We start from the raw sequence: 18,889 nt of genomic DNA, 5'->3' as shown, positions 1-18,889 counted from the left end.
ACGCGTCTTATCCGGCCTGGCGATGCACGTGACGTGTAGGCCCGATAAGCGTAGCGCTATCGGGCAATATCTGGTTATTGCATACCGCGCGTTTGCAAAAACAAAATAGTGGCAGCAACGCGAGAGCGCACGTTGAGTTTGCGCAGCAGGTTGCGAATATGCACCTTCACCGTCTGTTCGGAAATATTCAGCACTGAAGCAATCTGTTTATTCGACAGCCCCTGAGCCAGTTCGTGCAAGACATCCAGCTCGCGTTCGGTGAGAATGCTGAACGGATCTTCTTGTGCGCCGAACAGGTCGCGTTCGCGCAGATATTCACTGACGCGTGTACTGAACGCTTTACCGCCTTTGGCTCCGCTGCGAATGGCTTCCAGCAGGACTTCAGGATCGCTGTCTTTGAGCAAATAACCATCCGCACCCGCGTCAATTAGGGCGTATACATCGCTGGCAGCATCCGAAACGGTCAGAATGATAATTTGTGCGGTCACACCGTCCCGACGCAGCGCATTCAGGGTATCCAGCCCACTCATACCTTTCATATTGAGATCCAACAGGATCACGTCAAGGTCCAGACGGTTTGCCAGATCGATCGCACTTGCGCCGTCACCTGCTTCAGCTACTACGTTAAATGCGGGATCCAGTTGCAATAATTGACTAATTCCCCGCCGCATCAGTGGGTGGTCATCGACAATCAGCACCCGAAAAGGCGTTGCTTCAGGCATACTATTCTCCTGAGTTTTATTAGTATCATTATTGTTTTCAGCGCATCAATCGTCCAGATTCATCGCGCTGATGAGAGGATAAATTTTACCCCAATTTGTGCATGGGTAAGTAGTAAAACCTGTGCTGAAGAGAGGGAGAATACATGGACAATGTGATGCTCAAGAACGGTAAGACGCCGGGAGGGGGCTGGGGGGCGGGTGGAAAATGGCAGCAGGCTATGGCATAACTTTTCAGTATCTGCAATCGGGCCGATCCTGCATACGGTTACGGTTCTGTCAGTAATGTATAGTTACAGCGCCTTATTGAGAACCAACGTTCACAAATGGTTATGGTGTAACAATCTGGAGCATTGAGGATCGACCCGTACGTCTTTACGCATCAGCCGTCGTTCTTCATCAGGAATGGGTACCCAGGTACAAAAACGTTACCCACGTTCTGATATTGTTGAGTTTAAAATTGATTGATGAAATAGAGGGCGCGTGATGCCCGTTTATTTATTGTTGCTGTTCTTTTTTTGCTGGTTTCATCCAGGCATCATTGTATTTAATATTCCCTCTAACATAATTCCATTCAATGTCATGGAATCTAAGACCTACTACCTCATGCATATTAGGAGATGAACTACCGGGGTAGTAGACATGTGTAAAATCTACAGAGGATATAACGACATCTTCCAGAGTAATATTATAAATCTCTACTTCGATCCCTGCTTCTATAGTCTCATAATATTTAATGACTGCCTTTTGCAGTCTCTTCCCTTCACAAACAGCTACAGCCAGGTAAGGGCTGACTTTATCAAGTTGCTTATGCACAATTACGGGATTATGCTGCCTACAGCCTGTCATGCTGCCAGTGTTGCTATCAACAGGCTGTCTCACACCGTAACTACTATTCATGACTTCTATAGCACCTTCACGGCCTAAGGATAAACAATCTCCCGGAATCTGCATTCCGTTTTCATCATATAAAAATAAATAAGCTGGTAATGACATGATTAATAGTTTCCATCGTTATCTATAAAGAATGAATCTGAATAGCTTTTATTATTGAGAGAATAAGATATATTATATATATATCCGTGCTTTAATTTAATTTTAAAGCAAGTGTCAGGATATTTTAGAGAGATTCCATCATCTGCTTTAATAACTGTATATTTCCTGCCAGGCGAATAGTAGATACTATAACGCTCTAAAACATCTGTTTTATTTACAGTGAAGCAAATAGTATCGCCTTGTTTAAAAACACTACGTTGCTGTGGAACTGGTACACCTCCACCGGGGCAGCCTGACAGAAGAAATATTAAGGGGATAATAGTTGATTTTTTCATCCGGGAAATCCTTTCATAACAGCTTTGTATTTTGATATTAAAGAATAAACTGATTCATTAGGATTGTAATCTCTGTATACAGATAAATATGAGGTGCCACTATTAAATCCATATGTGAGAAGTAACCAATAATCACTGGCTATTGATGCTTGCTGTTCTAATCCGTAATGAAGAAAATCAGCCTTATCTAAACTGTAACTGTAATCAGCGAAACGAGAGAACAAACCTCTGGTTCTGACAAACATTCCCTTCTGTGCTTGCCAGGCGTGAACCATCTCATGCATGAATCTGTGCTTTTTCTGTATGTCACGTTCCAAAGAGAAATCAGGTGAATAAGTTCCCTCTCTAAACCAAAGTTCACCGTTTGGCGTCATGGCAACATTTACGGGTTGCATATTGAAGGGGAGATAGCTTTCAAGGTGTACCCACACCTTGCTATAGATAATACTTCCACCAAACAGCGTCCTGGCTAGTGCAATCTCTCCTATTGTAAGTTGCCTGACCCCTCCGGGGACTATGGGAGTTCCCGACGTGGGGTTTATTGTCCAGTCTACGGGCATAGCATATCCATATTATTTGTATTGTTTTATGCGCTAATCGTACTCCTACCCTAAAGCATTGGGAATGTTTCTTTCCGGGATAAATTCTGAATTCTTTAAAATTAAATTATTATAAATCATCTGTTTACTGAATAAATCAGCCTTGTCATTACAAAGTGAATGCAGGGTATTATGATTGGGCTGGGGCCTGTGTGACTTTAAAACCTTCTTGGCTTCATTCTCTTTGGGAAGCGTTCTGTACGCGGTGTATTTGGCTGGACAGAAAACGATAAGTGATGATAAATCAAAAATAGCAGCCTTTGCTATGTCGATGGTTGGCTACTTTAGCAACTTTGTAAATTTGACGTTGCTAATACGAAGTTGTCTGTGGTTGAAGACCATTGTGGGGAAATTATCTACGACATCAGAAATGGGTAAGCTATAGGTAGATGATGGCGATGTGGAAAGGGAAGCTCAACTGTTTCAGAAAAAGCAACAAAAGGATGAGTTCCTTAAATTCGTTTTCTCTGACAATAGCATTGCTTCAGGATATCTTTTGCACCGGGCAGACTATCAAAATTCCTTTTTCATAAATGAGGTTGATGACTTCCCGGTGATGTGTATAGCTGAAATTTTACCGCGAAGTCGACGCTTTGCGTCGGGGATTTTTCCCCGATTAATCCCCGTTACTTACCCGTTCAGAATATAGGTATAAAAAAACCAACCACAAGGGTTGGTTTTTTTGGGATTTTTGGTCGGCACGAGAGGATTTGAACCTCCGACCCCCGACACCCCATGACGGTGCGCTACCAGGCTGCGCTACGTGCCGACGCTATGGCTGACAATACTACTGCTTTCCAGCGTGAATGCAAGAGGATGGCTTGCTAACTGATTTATAATTAATCAGTTAGCAATAAATCGTTTCTCATCCGTCAGAACTTGCAGCAGCAGGCTCAGTTGCGGTTTCTGATCTTTTATCTTCTCACCGTGTAAATCATAGGTCTGATAGTTACCGTTGTTGTTAAGCACCAGCGTCATCTCTGGCGTGGTAATCGCCAGCGTGCTGCCGTCGGCGGCGGTAACCCAGTAATGGCGGCGGGTTGCATTAAACAAATCCTGGCCCTGCGAGTACTCGTTAGCTGGCGTGCTGACGTGGAGCAGACGTTGCATGAGCGTCGTCATCAGGTCCGTATGATCGGTCAGGCTATTGATGCGCTGAGCAGGTGCTCCCGGCCAGTGAATAATCAGAGGAACCTGCAGATGACCGCGCGACCAGGCAAAATTGTTCTCTTCCTGAGTCAGCGGTACGCCCCGGCCCGCGGTAATAATCACCACCGTGTTGTTCAGTTTACCGGAGTCGCGCAGGGCGCTAAGGATCCGGTTAATGTTGGCATCCACATCCTGAGCGGCATTGGCGTAGCGTTTAGCAAAGTTCTTCTGGTTACTGTCGTTCAGGTTCGTCCCGTTAAAGGAGACCCAGGAGAACCAGCGGTTATCTTCCTGCGCGTAGCGGCCCAGCCAGTTGATCCACTGGCTGGCGGTCTGCTCGTCAGACTGCGTTTGCACGCTCGGCATAGAGAAATCGGACAGTAGCGCCTGGCGATAAAGTGGGCTGGTAAAGCCATCCGAGGAGAATAGCCCCAACTGATATCCCTGCTGGTTCAGCGCAGAGATCAGCGCCGCAGGCGTTCGGGTCGACAAAATGCCGTCCATATAGCTTGGAGAAACGCCATAGAACAGGCCAAAAATCCCGTTATCCGTGGTGTTGCCTGTGCTCATGTGACGCGTAAAGGCGATATTCTGCTCAGCGAATTCAGCCAGCGCTGGCATCTGTTTTTCAAAACGGGAGTAGTTCAGGCCGTCTACGGTGATCAGCAGAACGTTCTGTCCGGTTCCCATATCGCGGTAGCGCAGTTCGCTGAGCGGGTACTGCACGGAAACCGCTTCCGGGTTTCCCTGCTCGATCAGGCGGCGTTGATATTCTTGCGCATCCAACAGACCATGTTTTTCCAGAAACTTGCGTGCCGTCATCGGGTAGGAGAGCGGCAGGTTCGCGCGTTGCATGGTAATAGGGCGATAGAAATTGGCGTCTGCCCAGATGTACACCACATGCGAGGCGATAAAGGAAACGAAGAAGAATGCGGCTAACGGTTTAGCAAAATGGCGACGACGCGTCAGGCTACGTAGTTTTTGCCAGCTCCAGGTCGCAAACAGCATTTCGATTAACAGAATAACCGGCACGCTGATAAACATCAGTTGCCAGTCACGCGCCGCTTCATTCTGGTCAGGGTTAATGACCAGTTCCCAGACGATCGGGTTGAGGTGCAGGTGGAAGCGGGTAAAAACTTCGCTGTCGATTAACAACAACGTCATGCCAGCCGTCGCCAGGATTGCTGATAAGAATCGCATCAGCCTCTGGGACATGACGATAAACGTCAGGGGAAACAGGATCAGCAGATAGGTGGCAAACACCAGGAAGCTAAAATGCCCGACAACGCTCAGGTAGGAATAAACGCGCCCTGCAAGCGTAGTCGGCCAGTCGGCGACAAACAGGTAACGGCTACCGAGTACCATGGCCAACAGAATGTTGAACAAAGCAAACCAGTGCCCCCAGCTAACCATCTGGGAGACTTTCTCACGGTAGCGCTGACGATGAGTTACCATAAACTGTTGTTCGTTTCCCCGGATCAGGCTCTTAATGCGCTTGGTCGTCGTTTACCGAAGACTGTAATGCGCGGGCAAAAGAGTTGGCAATCGCCTGGCGCTGGGCCGGTGCGATGCTTGTATTGATAAGGTTAGTCACCATGTTTCCCAGTACCATCAGGGAAAGATCGGTCGGCGCCTTATGTTTTTCCAGTACGTTGAGCATCTCATTCAGCAGTTGTTCAACGTGTTCGTCACTATAGCGGGAAATTTGTGGCATAAATCGAAATCAGTCTGTTCATGAAAGGGCAACATATTACCGTACGGACAGTTTTTTTTCTGCTTTTTTATCTTCTATTGCGTCACTGCCCGGCAGGTGGTTGAATACCGCCCGGTCTAAAAGGAGAGTTTATCATGAGTCTGGATATCAACCAGATTGCCCTGCACCAGCTTATCAAACGTGATGAGCAAAACCTTGAGCTGGTCTTGCGCGATTCATTACTGGAACCGACAGCGACCGTTGTCGATATGATGGCTGAACTGCATCGGGTGTATAGCGCCAAGAATAAAGCCTATGGCCTGTTCAGCGAAGAGAGCGAGCTGGCGCAAACGCTGCGTTTACAGCGTCAGGGTGAAGAGGATTTTCTGGCCTTTAGCCGTGCCGCGACAGGGCGTTTGCGGGACGAGCTGGCGAAATATCCTTTTGCCGATGGTGGTATTGTCTTGTTCTGCCATTACCGCTATCTGGCGGTAGAGTATCTGCTGGTTGCCGTACTGAACAATTTAAGCAGCATGCGCGTCAATGAAAATCTGGATATCAATCCGACGCACTATCTGGATATCAATCATGCGGACATCGTGGCGCGTATTGATTTAACCGAGTGGGAAACCAATCCGGAGTCCACACGCTATCTGACGTTCCTGAAAGGGCGAGTAGGGCGCAAAGTCGCCGATTTCTTCATGGACTTTCTCGGCGCCAGCGAAGGTCTGAACGCCAAAGCGCAAAACCGCGGTCTGCTGCAGGCGGTCGATGACTTCACCAATGAGGCGCAACTGGATAAAGCCGAGCGCCAGAACGTGCGGCAGCAGGTGTACAGCTACTGCAACGAGCAGCTACAGGCCGGTGAAGAGATTGAGCTGGAGTCGCTGTCTAAAGAGCTTTCCGGCGTCAGTGAAGTCAGCTTCAGCGAATTCGCTGCTGATAAAGGGTATGAGCTGGAAGAGAGCTTCCCGGCGGATCGCAGTACGTTGCGCCAATTAACCAAATTTGCCGGCAGCGGCGGTGGGTTAACCATTAATTTTGACGCTATGCTGCTGGGCGAGCGTATTTTCTGGGATCCGGCTACAGATACCCTGACCATCAAAGGTACGCCGCCGAACCTGCGCGACCAGCTCCAGCGCCGCACGTCGGGCGGGAAATAAAACTGTTTGCCGGATGGGGCGCAAACGCCTTATCCGGCCTGCGTGATTCATCTTTATCGCGAACAAAATTCCATAAAAAAACCCCGCCGAGGCGGGGTTTTCTTCAACTTCCAGGCGATTACGCGCGAACGAAGTCGATGTGAGTCAGCTTCGGCTTGAAAGCGTGACGCTGTACAGCCTGAGCTTTAACTTTAACTTCTTTACCGTCAACAACGATGGTCAGAACTTCGCTGTAGAATTCAGCTTTAGCTTGCATGTTCATAACTGCATCGTGATCCAGTTCGATAGCAATCGGGGCTTCTGCGCCACCGTAGATGATTGCCGGGAACTTGTTAGCGGCACGCAGGCGGCGGCTCGCACCCTTACCCTGCTCTTTACGTACTTCAGCGTTGATAGTAAACATTTAAATCTCTCTTTAATAATTCCTGCTACAGGCGACCCAGCAACAGGTAAGTGATCTGCTTTGCGTATGCAAAAGCGGGCGAGATTCTATACTCAAACGGCTGGTACATCAATCAAAAGTACAATTAACCGCGTAATTCATGTGCCCGGCGAAAGCGACCTTCATAATCGAAGACCTTTTCACGCACCTGCCAGTACTGACCTTTCATGCGCGCAACCACGAAATCAGGATGGCGTAACAGCGCCTGCTGGGCGAGGATATCGGCGGCGGTTATCCAGCGTAAGGGAATACCGGGGGTACGGGTGTGCGGGCGAATAAACAGTTGTTCGAATGCCGTACGCTGCGCGGGAGTGTGTAGACGAAAGCGTTCGCTGACGTCGGCTCCGTCTTCATCGTAATAGGTGATTTTTAGCCATTCGCCTTTTTCATCCTGGCCATTTTGTAACACCATACCACTACAGCGCAGGACCAGCGCATCTTTTAGCCTCAACGCCGCTTTCAGCATATCATCCGGGTCGACCAGCACCGTATCGCATTCACGGCAGCGGCGGGCGGCAATGTCATTTTCCGCGTTGCACTGCGGGCAATTTTTAAAACGGAAACGAAAGTCGCACTGTTCGCGATGACCGTCATCATCTTCAAACCATCCCTGGCAGCGGCGACCAAAGTGTTCAATCAGCGTGCCGTCAGCTGTTGTTTTGCCCCAGAAGGTGTTGGCAAATCCGCAGGCAGGGCAGAACACCTGTACCGGCACGTTGTCGCTTTTTCCCTTCGGCGCACCCACTTCCGGGGCGTACAGATCGTGGGGATTACCCGCGTAATCGAGGATCAGACAGTCGGTTTTACCTGGGGCCAGGCGCAGTCCGCGACCAACAATTTGTTGGTACAGGCTGACTGATTCCGTCGGGCGGAGAATGGCGATAAGGTCGACGTGTGGGGCATCGAAGCCGGTAGTCAGGACCGACACATTCACCAGAAAGCGAAAGCGCTGGGCTTTAAACTCTTCAATCAGTACGTCACGCTCCGCGCCTGGCGTATCTCCGGTAATAAGCGCGGCATCGTCAGCAGGCAGCAGGCCCAGAATTTCTTTGGCGTGTTCAACGGTGGCGGCGAAAATCATCACCCCTTTGCGCGTCTGGGCAAACTCAATAATCTGGCTGATGATATGCGGCGTGATTCGCTGCTGCTTTTTTAATTCCCGATTAAGGTCCGCCTCGCTGAACAGGCCGTTACTTTGTGCCTGCAGGCGGCTGAAGTCATACTGCACGACCGGCATGTCGAGGCGTTCCGGCGGCGTCAGGTAGCCGTGTTTAATCATATAGCGCAGCGGTAATTCATAAATGCAGTCGCGAAACAGCGCTTTTTCATCGCCGCGCACCATTCCGTGATAATGAAAGTGGTAAATCCAGCCTTTACCCAGACGAAAAGGCGTGGCGGTAAGCCCCAGCAGGCGTAAATGGGGATTGACGTTGGTCAGGTGAGTGAGGATTTGCTGATACTGACTCTCTTCATCATCACCGATGCGGTGACATTCATCGACGATAAGCAGGGAAAACTCTCCCTGAAAGGCATCCAGATTACGCGCCACCGACTGTACGCTGCCAAATACCACTTTTCCGTGGCTCTCTTTACGCTTCAGCCCTGCGGCAAAAATATCGGCCTCCAGCCCCAACGCGCAATATTTGGCGTGGTTTTGCGCGACCAGCTCTTTGACGTGCGCCAGTACCAGCACGCGACCACGCGCCACGCGGGCCAGTTCCGCTATCACCAGGCTTTTGCCCGCGCCGGTTGGCAGGACGATAACCGCCGGCGTGCGGTGGTGGCGAAAATGGTTGAGCGTGGCGTCCACGGCTTCTTGTTGGTACGGGCGAAGAGTAAAAATCATGGGCTCACTAAGGTAAACAGTAACAATGAATAGTATGCCATGAATCATTTCCCTTGAGGGATGGTGTAACGCCGCTATACTGGGCGGATAACAGTCCCACTTTTCGGGCGCAAACCCGATTCTCGTATTTTTACAGGCAAAAATCACACTCATGCGACTTGATAAATTTATCGCTCAGCAACTCGGCGTCAGCCGCGCTATTGCCGGGCGTGAGATCCGTGCTAACCGCGTTACCGTCGGCGGTGAAATCGTCAGAAATAGCGCCTTTAAGCTGCTGCCAGAACATGACGTCGAATATGACGGCAATTCCCTGATTCAACAGAATGGCCCGCGCTATTTTATGTTGAATAAGCCGCAGGGCTATGTTTGTTCAACGGATGATCCGGATCACCCGACGGTTCTTTATTTCCTCGATGAACCCGTCGCACACAAATTACATGCGGCAGGCCGTCTGGATATCGACACCACCGGACTGGTGCTGATGACCGATGACGGACAGTGGTCGCATCGCATCACTTCGCCACGTCACCATTGTGAGAAAACCTATCTGGTGACGCTGGAATCGCCGGTGGCGGATGATACCGCCGGGCAGTTTGCCCGGGGCGTACAACTGCATAACGAAAAAGACCTGACAAAGCCGGCCGTGCTGGAAGTCATTACGCCAACTCAGGTGCGATTGACCATCAGCGAAGGGCGCTATCATCAGGTGAAACGCATGTTCGCCGCCGTGGGGAACCACGTTGTTGAACTGCACCGTGAACGGATCGGCGCCATTAAGCTTGATGATGACCTTGAGCCTGGCGAATACCGTCCATTAACTGAAGAAGAAATTGCCAGCGTTAACTTAACCCCGCGTTAATCTCAGGAGCTAAATGTGACCACCCGGCAGAACTCGTCAATTGCCATTGTCTTTATCCTTGGCTTGTTAGCCATGCTGATGCCCTTGTCGATTGATATGTATCTTCCGGCGCTGCCTGTTATCTCTGAACAGTTTGGTGTGCCTGCCGGTAGCGCGCAGATGACCCTCAGTACCTATATTTTAGGTTTTGCGGTGGGGCAGTTGCTGTATGGTCCAATGGCAGACAGCATTGGGCGTAAGCCGGTAATACTGGGCGGAACGCTGGTGTTTGCGGCGGCGGCAGTTGCCTGTGCGCTGGCGCAAACTATCGATCAACTGATCATAATGCGTTTCTTCCATGGTCTGGCGGCTGCGGCGGCGAGCGTGGTTATCAACGCCCTGATGCGCGATATCTATCCGAAGGAAGAGTTCTCGCGCATGATGTCATTCGTCATGTTGGTCACCACGATAGCGCCATTGCTGGCGCCCATTGTGGGCGGCTGGGTGCTGGTATGGCTGAGCTGGCACTATATCTTTTGGATCCTCGCCGTGGCGGCTATTCTGGCTTCAGTGATGATCTTTACGCTGATCAAAGAAACATTGCCCGTAGAGCGTCGCCAGCCGTTTCGCTTGCGCACTACTCTTGGCAACTTTGCCTCGTTGTTTCGTCATAAGCGCGTACTGAGCTATATGCTGGCCAGCGGGTTCAGCTTTGCCGGAATGTTTTCTTTCCTTAGCGCCGGGCCTTTTGTCTACATTGAGATTAACCATGTTTCACCGCAGCATTTCGGTTACTACTTCGCGCTGAATATTGTTTTCCTGTTCGTGATGACCATCATCAACAGCCGCTTTGTTCGCCGGGTTGGGGCATTGAATATGTTCCGTGCGGGGCTGTGGATCCAGTTTGTGATGGCGGGCTGGATGGTTTTCAGTGCGCTATTCGGGGTAGGTTTTTGGGCGCTGGTGGTGGGCGTGGCGGCATTTGTCGGCTGCGTGTCGATGGTGTCATCTAACGCGATGGCGGTCATCCTGGATGAATTCCCACACATGGCGGGAACGGTATCATCTTTGGCGGGGACGTTCCGCTTTGGCATTGGCGCTATTGTTGGGGCACTGTTGTCACTGGCGACCTTTAACTCGGCCTGGCCGATGATTTGGTCGATAGCGTTTTGCGCCACCAGCTCTATTCTCTTCTATCTCTACGCCAGTCGCGCCAAAAAACGGTGATCTAATACACAACCTGGAGGTCATAAGGCCTCCAGAGTTGATGTATATCAACCGCAAATCTATCAATTCTCCTGCTTATGTTTATTTTATGTAAAATCAATTTATGTAAAAAGTCACATCATTGTAGTTAAAAAGGTTGAGTTAGATCGCAGAAACGAGTACATATAGCCCGGAAATTTGCCAGAACCATTGAATAAATTTAAATACCTGGTTCGGAAAGCAGCATATGGACATGGGTGTAAACGTTTACCAACTGTTTAAAGACGTTTTGTCAATGATGTGTTAATATTGATGTAAAATAATTGTGAAGTGATTGTGCTTCCAGGGAAAGAAAGTGATGACATTACAACTCTCAATCGTTCATCGTCTGCCGCAGTGCTATCGTTGGTCGGTGGGTTTCGCAGGTTCGAAAGTTGAACCGATTCCGCAAAACGGCCAGAGCAATGAGAACAGCCTGGTGGCGCTCAAATTGCTCAGCCCGGATGGTGATAGCGCGTGGTCAGTCATGCATAAACTCAGCCAGGCCCTCAGTGACATTGAGGTTCCTTGTTCCGTTCTGGAATGCGAAGGGGAGCCGTGCCTGTTTGTGAATCGTCAGGATGAGTTTGCTGCGACCTGCAGACTGAAAAATTTCGGCGTGGCAATCGCAGAACCTTTTTCAAATAACAATCCGTTTTGAGCGTCAGCTTAGCGCGAGCAGCTGACGCGTATAGGCCTGTTGTGGCGCGTTAAATACGTGCTCGCATTGCCCCTGTTCCACAACTTCTCCCTGCCTTAGCACAATAACCTGATGGCACAACGCGCGTACGACATGCAAATCATGGCTGATAAAAATATAGGCCAGACGATGCTTTTCCTGTAAGGACTTTAACAACATCAGGATTTGCGCCTGTACGGTCCTGTCGAGTGAGGATGTCGGCTCATCCAGAATGATCAGCGAAGGTTTTAGAATCAACGTCCGGGCAATGGCTATGCGTTGACGTTGACCACCGGAAAACTCTGCGGGATAACGATGTCGCGTTTCGCTATCCAGCCCCACTTCCGTCATGACCGCTTTCACCTGCGCTTCACGTTGTTCGGCAGTAAGTGTCGGTTGATGAACGCGTAGTCCCTCCTCAATAATTTGTAGCACGCTTAAACGTGGGTTTAGCGAGGAGTTAGGATCCTGAAATACCACCTGAATGCGGTGACGTACGGGTAACAGCTGGCGACGATTTAAGGTATGCAACGCCTGGCCATCGAACACAATACTCCCCTGCGATGTGATTAGCCTCAGTAGCGCCAGCCCGGTGGTGCTTTTCCCGGAACCTGACTCACCGACCAGCCCCAGCGTTTCACCGGGCCGCAGGGAAAAACTGACGTCGTTGACCACGACGTTATGGTCTACTACGCGCTTCAGAATGCCTTTGCGGACAGGGAAGGCGACGCGGAGTTTTTCCACTTCCAGCAAGGGAGCTTGCCCTACAGGTAAGGGGACCGGGTCACCGGAAGGTTCGCTGTTTAACAATTTCTGCGTGTACGGATGCGAGGGCGCGGAGAGCAGTTGTGCGGCACGATTTTGCTCAACGCACAGGCCGTTTTGCATGACCGCCACGGTATCGGCCAGCTTTTTCACAATGCTGAGGTTATGGGTGATGAACAGTAATCCCATGTTCAGCTCTCGCTGTAACTCCCGCAGCAGTTGCAGGATCTGCGCCTGGACGGAGACATCCAGCGCGGTGGTGGGTTCATCGGCAATCAGCAGTTCTGGCCGCGTTAGCAGCGCCATGGCGATCATCACACGTTGGCGCTCACCGCCGGACAACTGGTGCGGGTAATCTGCGAGACGTTTGGCCGCCTGACGGATCCCGACGCGGTCCAGACAGGTCAGAATCTCTGCCCGGGCGGCCTCACGACGCATTCCCCGATGCAGCGACAGCACCTCGTAAAGCTGTTTTTCCAGGTTGTGAAGCGGGTTCAGTGACACCATCGGCTCCTGGAAAATCATGGCGATTTTGTTCCCTCGTACGCCGCGAAGCGTCTGCTCGTCGGCGTGAAGCAATGATTCACCATGGAAACGAATATCACCGGCAAGATAGACCGCAGGAGGGGACGGTAATAAGCGCAGAATAGAAAGCGCGGTCACACTTTTCCCTGAGCCAGATTCGCCCACCAGCGCCAGCGTTTGCCCGGCATCAACCCGCAATGAGAGAGTGTTGACCACGGTGCGCACACTCTCCTGGTGGCGAAAACCTACCGATAAATTCTCAATAGCTAACAGAGGTTGTGTCATTTTAAATCGCCTTATTGGGATCAAACGCGTCGCGTACCGCTTCACCAATAAAGATCAGTAGCGATAAAAGCAGGGCAACGGAGATGAACGCAGTGATCCCAAGCCACGGCGCCTGCAGGTTATTTTTACCTTGTAACAGGAGTTCTCCCAACGATGGCGAGCCAAGCGGTAAGCCGAATCCGAGAAAATCCAGCGAGGTCAGGGTGGTTATCGAGGCGCATAATATAAACGGTAAAAAAGTCAGGGCGGCGACCATCGCGTTGGGTAGCATATGACGCAGAATAATACTGCGATCGCTCACGCCGAGCGCCTGCGCGGCACGAATGTAATCAAAGTTTCGGGTACGTAAAAATTCCGCACGCACCACGCCAACCAGACTCATCCAGCCAAACAGCACGGTAATGCCCAGCAGCCACCAGAAGTTGGGCTGGACCACGCTCGACAGCAAAATGATCAGAAACAGCGTTGGCATACCAGACCAAACCTCAATGAATCGCTGCCCCCACAGGTCCACCTTGCCGCCATAATAGCCCTGAATAGCGCCAGCCATGATACCCATCACGCTGGAACACAGGGTCAGCATTAAACCAAACAGGACCGAGATACGCGTGCCGTAGAGGATACGCGCCAGCACGTCGCCGCCGTTGGCGTCCGTCCCCAGCCAGTTTTGCGCAGAAGGTGGGGAAGGGAAGGGCTTATCGGTGGCAAAGTTAATGCTGGTGGCCCCAAAGCGTACGGGCGCCCACAGGATCCAGCCCTGCTTCTCCAGGCGCTGCTGTAGCCAGGGATCCTGATAATCAGCTTTGGTCGCCAGTGGTCCGCCAAAGTCGCTTTCACTGTAGTTTTTGAACAGAGGGAAATACCAACTGCTGTCATAGCGCACCAGCAGCGGCTTATCGTTGGCAATCAGTTCGGAACACAGGCTAAGGCCAAACAACACCAGAAAAATCCACAGCGACCAGTAGCCGCGGCGGTTATGACGAAAACGCGCCCAGCGGGCCTGATTGACGGGGCTTAATCGCGACATTAGCGTCCCTCAAAATCAATACGGGGATCGACCAGCGTATAGCTGATATCACTGAGAATATTCAGCAGCAGTCCGATCAGGGTGAAGATATAGAGCGTGCCAAACATCACCGGGTAGTCGCGTGATACGGTGGATTCATACCCCAGTAACCCCAGTCCGTTAAGCGAGAACATGACTTCAATCAGCAGCGAGCCGGTAAAAAACATGCTGATAAACGTTGCCGGGAAACCTGCTATCACCAGTAACATCGCGTTGCGAAACACATGTTTCCATAGAATATTTTTCTCGCTTACCCCTTTGGCGCGCGCGGTAACGACATACTGTTTGCGGACTTCATCCAGAAATGAGTTTTTAGTCAGCATGGTCAGCGCGGCAAACCCGCCAACCACCGTCGCCAGCACCGGCAGGGTAATATGCCAGAGATAGTCGGTTATTTTTTGATACCAGGGCAGAGAATCAAAGTTGGCGGAAACCAGCCCGCGCAGCGGGAACAGATCGTAGTAGCTTCCCCCGGCAAAAAAGACGATCAGCAAAATCGCAAACAGAAATGCCGGGATGGCATAGCCGATAATAATGAATGCGCTGCTCCACACATCGAATCGACTGCCATTGTGTACCGCTTTACTGATACCTAGCGGGATCGACACCAGATAGATGATGAGTGTGCTCCACAGCCCAAGCGTAACGGAAACGGGCAGGCTGTCTTTGATAAGCGTCAGCACCGAAGCGCTACGAAACAGGCTGTCGCCGAAATCGAAACGAATGTAGTCCCAGAGCATTTTGAAGTAACGCTCATGAATAGGTTTATCGAACCCGTAGCGGCGGGTGATTTCTGCAATTACTTCCGGATCCAGACCGCGGCCTCCGCGATAATTGCTATCGCTGATGTTACCCACGCCGGTTTGCGCGTGGCTGGCGCGAACGCCTTCGCTGCCCGCGCCGGGTAAGGCGCCACTTTGCCCGAACTCAATAGCGGCGACGGCCTGCTCAACGGGACCGCCGGGGGCAATTTGCACGATAAAAAAGTTGATGGTGATGATGGCCCAGAGCGTCGGAATCACCAGCAGCAGACGTCGAATCAGATAAGCGCCCATTTACTCTCCCTGTCGTCTGGCTGCGGGTAGCTTCGCCGCTTTGTTGACGTCATACCACCAGTTATCGAGGCCGATGGTGTAAATTGGGCGAATAGCAGGATGTGAAAATTTGTCCCACCAGGCGATACGATCCTCGGCCATGTACCACATCGGCAACATGTAGTAGTTCCAGGTTAATACCCTGTCCAGCGCCCGTCCCAGCGGGATCAGTTTGGCTTTATCACCTTGCGCCGCGATGATTTGATTGATCAATTTATCAATCACCGGGCTTTGCACGCCGGGCGCATTGTAGCTGGAGTCAATGTATTCAGAAGCCCACAGAATTTGCAGGTCCGAACTCGGCCACGGCATCGCGCGATACAACCTCGGCATCATGTCATAGTCGCGACTGCGCAGGCGGTTCGTGATTTGCGAATTATCAACCTGGCGGATGTTCATGGTGATGCCTAAGCGCTGCAGGTTGTGCTGGAACGGCAGTACCCACTGGCTGTTACTGCCCGCCGGGAGCAACAGTTCGAAGCTCAGGGGTTTACCGCTGGCGCTGTTCACGCGCTGCTGTCCCTTTAGTATCCAGCCAGCCTGTTCCAGTAAGGTATTGGCTTTCAATAAGTTATCACGATCGTAGCCATCACCTGTTGATTTCGGCGGCTGATAAATTTGGCTGAAGACCTCAGGGGGGAGATCTTTTTTCAATGGCGCGAGTATCACCAGTTCATCCGCATCGGGGTAATTTTTTGCGGCATACTCGGTATTCTGAAAATAGCTGTTTGTCCGGCTCCAGGCGTTATAGAACAGGGCTTTATTCATCCATTCAAAATCAAAGGCCAGCGTGATGGCTTCACGTACGCGTCGATCGCTGAATACCGGACGCTGAATATTAAAGGCCAGCCAACGCGTATCCTGTGCGGATTCGTTTTTCTGCTCATCTTTGATGATGTAATGATTTGCGAAATTTTTGCCGGTATAACGTGTCGCCCAGTTTTTGGCATCGTTCTCCAGACGCAGATCAAACGCCCCGGCCTTAAACGCTTCAAAGGCGACGTTGTCATCAAGATAGTAATCGTAGCGGATGGTATCAAAGTTCCAGCGTCCGCGGTTAACGGGCAGGTTCGCGGCCCAATAATCTTTGACACGCGAATAGACAATATACTGGCCCATTTTCCACTGGGTGATACGGTACGGGCCGCTGGCAAGCGGTGGGGAAGATAAGGGATCGCTGAGTTTATGATCCTTCCAGTATTTCTCAGGCATCACGGGTAATGAAAACAGGCTGAGCATATCCTCTTTGCCCGGTTTGGCTAATTCAATACGCACGGTTAACGGTGCAATGGCTTTTACCGTTGTGCCTTTGTAGACGAGGCGAAACTGCGGCACGCCTTCAGTCATAAATTTGTGAAAGGTGAAGGCGACATCGCTGGCGGTAATGGGGGAGCCATCGTGAAAACGCGCCCGTGGATTAATGGCGATTTCTACCCAGGAATAGTCGTCAGCATAGCGCGCGCTGTCGGCAATGAGCGGGTAATAGCTGCCAGGCTCGTCGTCAGAGGTGGTAAAAAGCGTATCGTACAGCGTTTCGGTGCGCGCGCCGGGATTGCCACGCATTGCATAGCGGTTGAAGTTATCGAACGTACCAATCGCGGAGAGGGTGATTTGCCCGCCTTTGGGCGCGGCTGGGTTAACGTAATCAAAGTGGTTAAAGTTAAACGCGTACTTCGGTTCGCCCAGTACGGCAAACGCATAGCTTTCTTTGATGGATTGCGCCTGAACGCTAAACCCGATGAGGGCGATAAACAGCAGCAGTAGGCGAGGGATCATATAAAAGCGCTTTCCTTTTCCTGTCACAACCCGACGGGCATCATGCCTGAGAGATAAGGGGTGTGGCGGCGAGTAAGAGTATATGAATCGCAAACTGCGATCACCACGTTGGCTTATTGGGCTGCGCCATCCAACGCGCGAAATCAGCAAGCTTTAACGGTCGGCTAATCCAGTATCCCTGGAAAAAATGTACTCCACGATCGCGCAGCCAACGAGCTTGCTCAGGTGTTTCTACCCCTTCAGCAACCGTCAGCATATTAAGACGCTTAGAGAGTGTCAACACGGCGTCCAGAACCGGAGAGGTCAGGGTTTCTGTGCCGATGGCGTTAATAAACCCGCGATCGATTTTCAGGTAGTCAACGGTGAAGCGTTCCAGATAGATAAGCGCGCTATGACCGGTGCCGAAATCATCAATAGCAATTTCAAAGCCAACAGAGTGTAGCCATTCGAATAGCTGTGTCGCCTCGTGTTGATTAAGCATATCGCGTTCAGTGATTTCCAGCACTAACTGAAAATGGTTCGCGGGAAGCGAGGCGCGCAGCCGTCGGATGTCATCTTTAAAACTCTCGCCGTGCAGGTGCGTTGGTGCGATGTTAATCCCCAGTTTGGCGCCAGCAGGAAACACTTTTTGCAGCGTCGGGGCGTCCTGCGCTATCAACTTAAAGAGATGTTGGGTCAGCGGGACAATCATTTTCTGCGATTCTGCATAATGAATGAAGGCATCCGGTGGGATCTCACCCGTTGATGGATGATGCCAACGTAATAACACCTCAACACCTTTTACCTCCAGCGTTTGCATCTCTACGACGGGCTGGTACACCACATAAAATTGATTATGTTTGATGGCGTGGAGGATATCTTTACCAGGGCGTAACCGGACAGTGAAGATGTAATACCAGAGGAGAACCCCGGTGATAATCCCGGCCATACATCCCAACATAATCGCGTACCAGATGTCGTTGTACGTCCACTCTTGCGCATACAAACGAATCTTCAGCGGTACCTCTTTAAGCGTCGCCTGGCGCCATGGCGTGTTAGGCAGCGCAGAGACGTCCATAATTCGGGATGAAAATGTTGAAATAGCCGTGTCGCCAGCAATAACGGCAATACCATTAAAATTATCCTCGCGGGCGGTATAAAGCAGATAGGGCGCCAGGTTGATATTCAATGAAGAAAATACGCCGCTGTTATGGAACGAGGGATTGCGGTGCCAAATCATTATCGCTGGCTTATCCGGCATCATGGGCGTCCCGGAAAGTATTTCCACATCAACATCTTTGTTGATATTCAGCTTGGGGATCAGCGACAAAATGGGGGCGTTCATTGCGCCTGTTGCGGAGGAGCAAAAAGCAATGCCGTCTTTTACCAGCAAAAAAGCGCGAACGTTGAGGTTAAAAGCCGCACTGGAGGTAAGTTTTGCAGCGACTTGCTGGCAGTTCTTTTCCAGCAGGGGTTGAAGCGCATCTGTGGTGGTTTTGAGATCTGCAAAGTAACTACTGACATAATTCTGGATATCGGCAAGCAGCGTTTCGTACTTAACCTCTCGCTTATGCCAGGTAACCAAAAATTGCAGGGTACTCACGAGCAATGCGACGATAAGCCCCGTTAACATACAGGAAAGCAGGATTTTCCGACCGGATGAAGAGCTGCGTCTGAACATAGTTCCTTATGTTT

Annotated in this window: 17 protein-coding genes and 1 tRNA gene; 4 read left to right on the top strand and 14 right to left on the bottom strand. The window is 50.8% G+C overall.

The features are described 5' to 3' along the window. Positions 1 to 74 precede the first annotated feature (74 nt). The 7 genes from narP to OOJ59_RS09785 form a co-directional block, all read right to left on the bottom strand. Positions 75 to 722, bottom strand: coding sequence for a nitrate/nitrite response regulator protein NarP (gene narP / locus OOJ59_RS09815; RefSeq protein WP_016153764.1), 648 nt, complete (start codon positions 720 to 722; stop codon positions 75 to 77). A 495-nt stretch (positions 723 to 1,217) separates the two neighbouring features. Beyond that, positions 1,218 to 1,715: an Hcp family type VI secretion system effector gene (locus tag OOJ59_RS09810; RefSeq protein WP_085047856.1), complete on the bottom strand. Its 498-nt coding sequence runs from the start codon at positions 1,713 to 1,715 to the stop codon at positions 1,218 to 1,220. 2 nt (positions 1,716 to 1,717) lie between these two features. Then, a complete protein-coding gene (locus tag OOJ59_RS09805; RefSeq protein WP_069323424.1) occupies positions 1,718 to 2,050 on the bottom strand; it encodes a putative T6SS immunity periplasmic lipoprotein in 333 nt (110 codons plus the stop codon). Further along, on the bottom strand, positions 2,047 to 2,610 hold the full coding sequence (locus tag OOJ59_RS09800) for a hypothetical protein (protein WP_048211134.1): 564 nt from the start codon (positions 2,608 to 2,610) through the stop codon (positions 2,047 to 2,049). The genes OOJ59_RS09805 and OOJ59_RS09800 overlap by 4 nt, the downstream gene beginning before the upstream one ends. 731 nt (positions 2,611 to 3,341) lie before the next feature. Beyond that, positions 3,342 to 3,418, bottom strand: a tRNA-Pro gene (locus OOJ59_RS09795). A 74-nt stretch (positions 3,419 to 3,492) separates the two neighbouring features. Next, on the bottom strand, positions 3,493 to 5,253 hold the full coding sequence (yejM, locus tag OOJ59_RS09790; RefSeq protein ID WP_160956375.1) for an LPS biosynthesis-modulating metalloenzyme YejM: 1,761 nt from the start codon (positions 5,251 to 5,253) through the stop codon (positions 3,493 to 3,495). A gap of 31 nt (positions 5,254 to 5,284) precedes the next feature. Continuing rightward, positions 5,285 to 5,512: a YejL family protein gene (locus tag OOJ59_RS09785; protein WP_003027506.1), complete on the bottom strand. Its 228-nt coding sequence runs from the start codon at positions 5,510 to 5,512 to the stop codon at positions 5,285 to 5,287. Positions 5,513 to 5,646: 134 nt separating this feature from the next. Here OOJ59_RS09785 and yejK point away from each other — a divergent pair, with 134 nt between their 5' ends. After that, positions 5,647 to 6,654, top strand: a complete 1,008-nt coding sequence (gene yejK / locus OOJ59_RS09780) for a nucleoid-associated protein YejK (protein WP_006683753.1) — start codon at positions 5,647 to 5,649, stop codon at positions 6,652 to 6,654. A 118-nt stretch (positions 6,655 to 6,772) separates the two neighbouring features. Here yejK and rplY read toward each other — a convergent pair whose 3' ends face one another. Together rplY and OOJ59_RS09770 are read right to left on the bottom strand one after the other, a co-directional pair. Then, entirely contained in the window at positions 6,773 to 7,057 is a 285-nt protein-coding gene (rplY, locus tag OOJ59_RS09775) for a 50S ribosomal protein L25 (RefSeq protein WP_006683755.1), read from the bottom strand. Between the two features lie 124 nt (positions 7,058 to 7,181). Beyond that, positions 7,182 to 8,942 carry a DEAD/DEAH box helicase gene (locus tag OOJ59_RS09770; protein ID WP_159120992.1) on the bottom strand — a complete coding sequence of 587 codons (1,761 nt, stop codon included), beginning with the start codon at positions 8,940 to 8,942 and terminating at the stop codon, positions 7,182 to 7,184. 151 nt (positions 8,943 to 9,093) lie between these two features. Between OOJ59_RS09770 and rsuA the strand changes: the two genes are divergently transcribed. The 3 genes from rsuA to OOJ59_RS09755 all read left to right on the top strand — a co-directional run bounded on the left by rsuA (position 9,094) and on the right by OOJ59_RS09755 (position 11,686). Next, positions 9,094 to 9,801 (top strand): 16S rRNA pseudouridine(516) synthase RsuA, encoded by a 708-nt coding sequence (rsuA, locus tag OOJ59_RS09765; RefSeq protein ID WP_160956374.1) that lies wholly within the window; start codon positions 9,094 to 9,096, stop codon positions 9,799 to 9,801. A gap of 15 nt (positions 9,802 to 9,816) precedes the next feature. Next, positions 9,817 to 11,007, top strand: coding sequence for a Bcr/CflA family multidrug efflux MFS transporter (locus OOJ59_RS09760; RefSeq protein ID WP_160956373.1), 1,191 nt, complete (start codon positions 9,817 to 9,819; stop codon positions 11,005 to 11,007). Positions 11,008 to 11,341: 334 nt separating this feature from the next. Beyond that, positions 11,342 to 11,686 carry a YejG family protein gene (locus OOJ59_RS09755; RefSeq protein WP_029139605.1) on the top strand — a complete coding sequence of 115 codons (345 nt, stop codon included), beginning with the start codon at positions 11,342 to 11,344 and terminating at the stop codon, positions 11,684 to 11,686. Between the two features lie 3 nt (positions 11,687 to 11,689). Here the strand turns inward: OOJ59_RS09755 and yejF are convergent, their stop codons facing one another. The 5 genes from yejF to OOJ59_RS09730 form a co-directional block, all read right to left on the bottom strand. Beyond that, positions 11,690 to 13,279 (bottom strand): microcin C ABC transporter ATP-binding protein YejF, encoded by a 1,590-nt coding sequence (gene yejF / locus OOJ59_RS09750; RefSeq protein ID WP_160956372.1) that lies wholly within the window; start codon positions 13,277 to 13,279, stop codon positions 11,690 to 11,692. 1 nt (position 13,280) lies between these two features. Beyond that, on the bottom strand, positions 13,281 to 14,306 hold the full coding sequence (locus OOJ59_RS09745; RefSeq protein WP_061382084.1) for an ABC transporter permease: 1,026 nt from the start codon (positions 14,304 to 14,306) through the stop codon (positions 13,281 to 13,283). Continuing rightward, positions 14,306 to 15,400, bottom strand: a complete 1,095-nt coding sequence (locus OOJ59_RS09740) for a microcin C ABC transporter permease YejB (protein WP_160956371.1) — start codon at positions 15,398 to 15,400, stop codon at positions 14,306 to 14,308. The genes OOJ59_RS09745 and OOJ59_RS09740 overlap by 1 nt, the downstream gene beginning before the upstream one ends. Continuing rightward, positions 15,401 to 17,215 (bottom strand): extracellular solute-binding protein, encoded by a 1,815-nt coding sequence (locus tag OOJ59_RS09735; RefSeq protein ID WP_121529292.1) that lies wholly within the window; start codon positions 17,213 to 17,215, stop codon positions 15,401 to 15,403. Between the two features lie 100 nt (positions 17,216 to 17,315). Then, entirely contained in the window at positions 17,316 to 18,875 is a 1,560-nt protein-coding gene (locus tag OOJ59_RS09730) for a cyclic di-GMP phosphodiesterase (RefSeq protein ID WP_160956370.1), read from the bottom strand. Between the last annotated feature and the right edge of the window lie 14 nt (positions 18,876 to 18,889).

The organism is Citrobacter sp. W9, assembly GCF_026719375.1.
Taxonomy (GTDB): Bacteria; Pseudomonadota; Gammaproteobacteria; order Enterobacterales; family Enterobacteriaceae; genus Citrobacter; species Citrobacter werkmanii.
Note: the sequence above shows the minus strand (reverse complement) of the source record. Positions and strands in the feature narration are given on the sequence as shown.

Excerpts from the sequence above, each read along its gene's own strand:
- narP (WP_016153764.1), bottom strand. The coding sequence starts at position 722 with ATGCCTGAAGCAACGCCTTTTCGGGTGCTGATTGTCGATGACCACCCA.
- OOJ59_RS09810 (WP_085047856.1), bottom strand. The coding sequence starts at position 1,715 with ATGTCATTACCAGCTTATTTATTTTTATATGATGAAAACGGAATGCAG.
- OOJ59_RS09805 (WP_069323424.1), bottom strand. The coding sequence starts at position 2,050 with ATGAAAAAATCAACTATTATCCCCTTAATATTTCTTCTGTCAGGCTGC.
- OOJ59_RS09800 (WP_048211134.1), bottom strand. The coding sequence starts at position 2,610 with ATGCCCGTAGACTGGACAATAAACCCCACGTCGGGAACTCCCATAGTC.
- yejM (WP_160956375.1), bottom strand. The coding sequence starts at position 5,253 with ATGGTAACTCATCGTCAGCGCTACCGTGAGAAAGTCTCCCAGATGGTT.
- OOJ59_RS09785 (WP_003027506.1), bottom strand. The coding sequence starts at position 5,512 with ATGCCACAAATTTCCCGCTATAGTGACGAACACGTTGAACAACTGCTG.
- yejK (WP_006683753.1), top strand. The coding sequence starts at position 5,647 with ATGAGTCTGGATATCAACCAGATTGCCCTGCACCAGCTTATCAAACGT.
- rplY (WP_006683755.1), bottom strand. The coding sequence starts at position 7,057 with ATGTTTACTATCAACGCTGAAGTACGTAAAGAGCAGGGTAAGGGTGCG.
- OOJ59_RS09770 (WP_159120992.1), bottom strand. The coding sequence starts at position 8,942 with ATGATTTTTACTCTTCGCCCGTACCAACAAGAAGCCGTGGACGCCACG.
- rsuA (WP_160956374.1), top strand. The coding sequence starts at position 9,094 with ATGCGACTTGATAAATTTATCGCTCAGCAACTCGGCGTCAGCCGCGCT.
- yejF (WP_160956372.1), bottom strand. The coding sequence starts at position 13,279 with ATGACACAACCTCTGTTAGCTATTGAGAATTTATCGGTAGGTTTTCGC.
- OOJ59_RS09745 (WP_061382084.1), bottom strand. The coding sequence starts at position 14,306 with ATGTCGCGATTAAGCCCCGTCAATCAGGCCCGCTGGGCGCGTTTTCGT.
- OOJ59_RS09740 (WP_160956371.1), bottom strand. The coding sequence starts at position 15,400 with ATGGGCGCTTATCTGATTCGACGTCTGCTGCTGGTGATTCCGACGCTC.
- OOJ59_RS09735 (WP_121529292.1), bottom strand. The coding sequence starts at position 17,215 with ATGATCCCTCGCCTACTGCTGCTGTTTATCGCCCTCATCGGGTTTAGC.
- OOJ59_RS09730 (WP_160956370.1), bottom strand. The coding sequence starts at position 18,875 with ATGTTCAGACGCAGCTCTTCATCCGGTCGGAAAATCCTGCTTTCCTGT.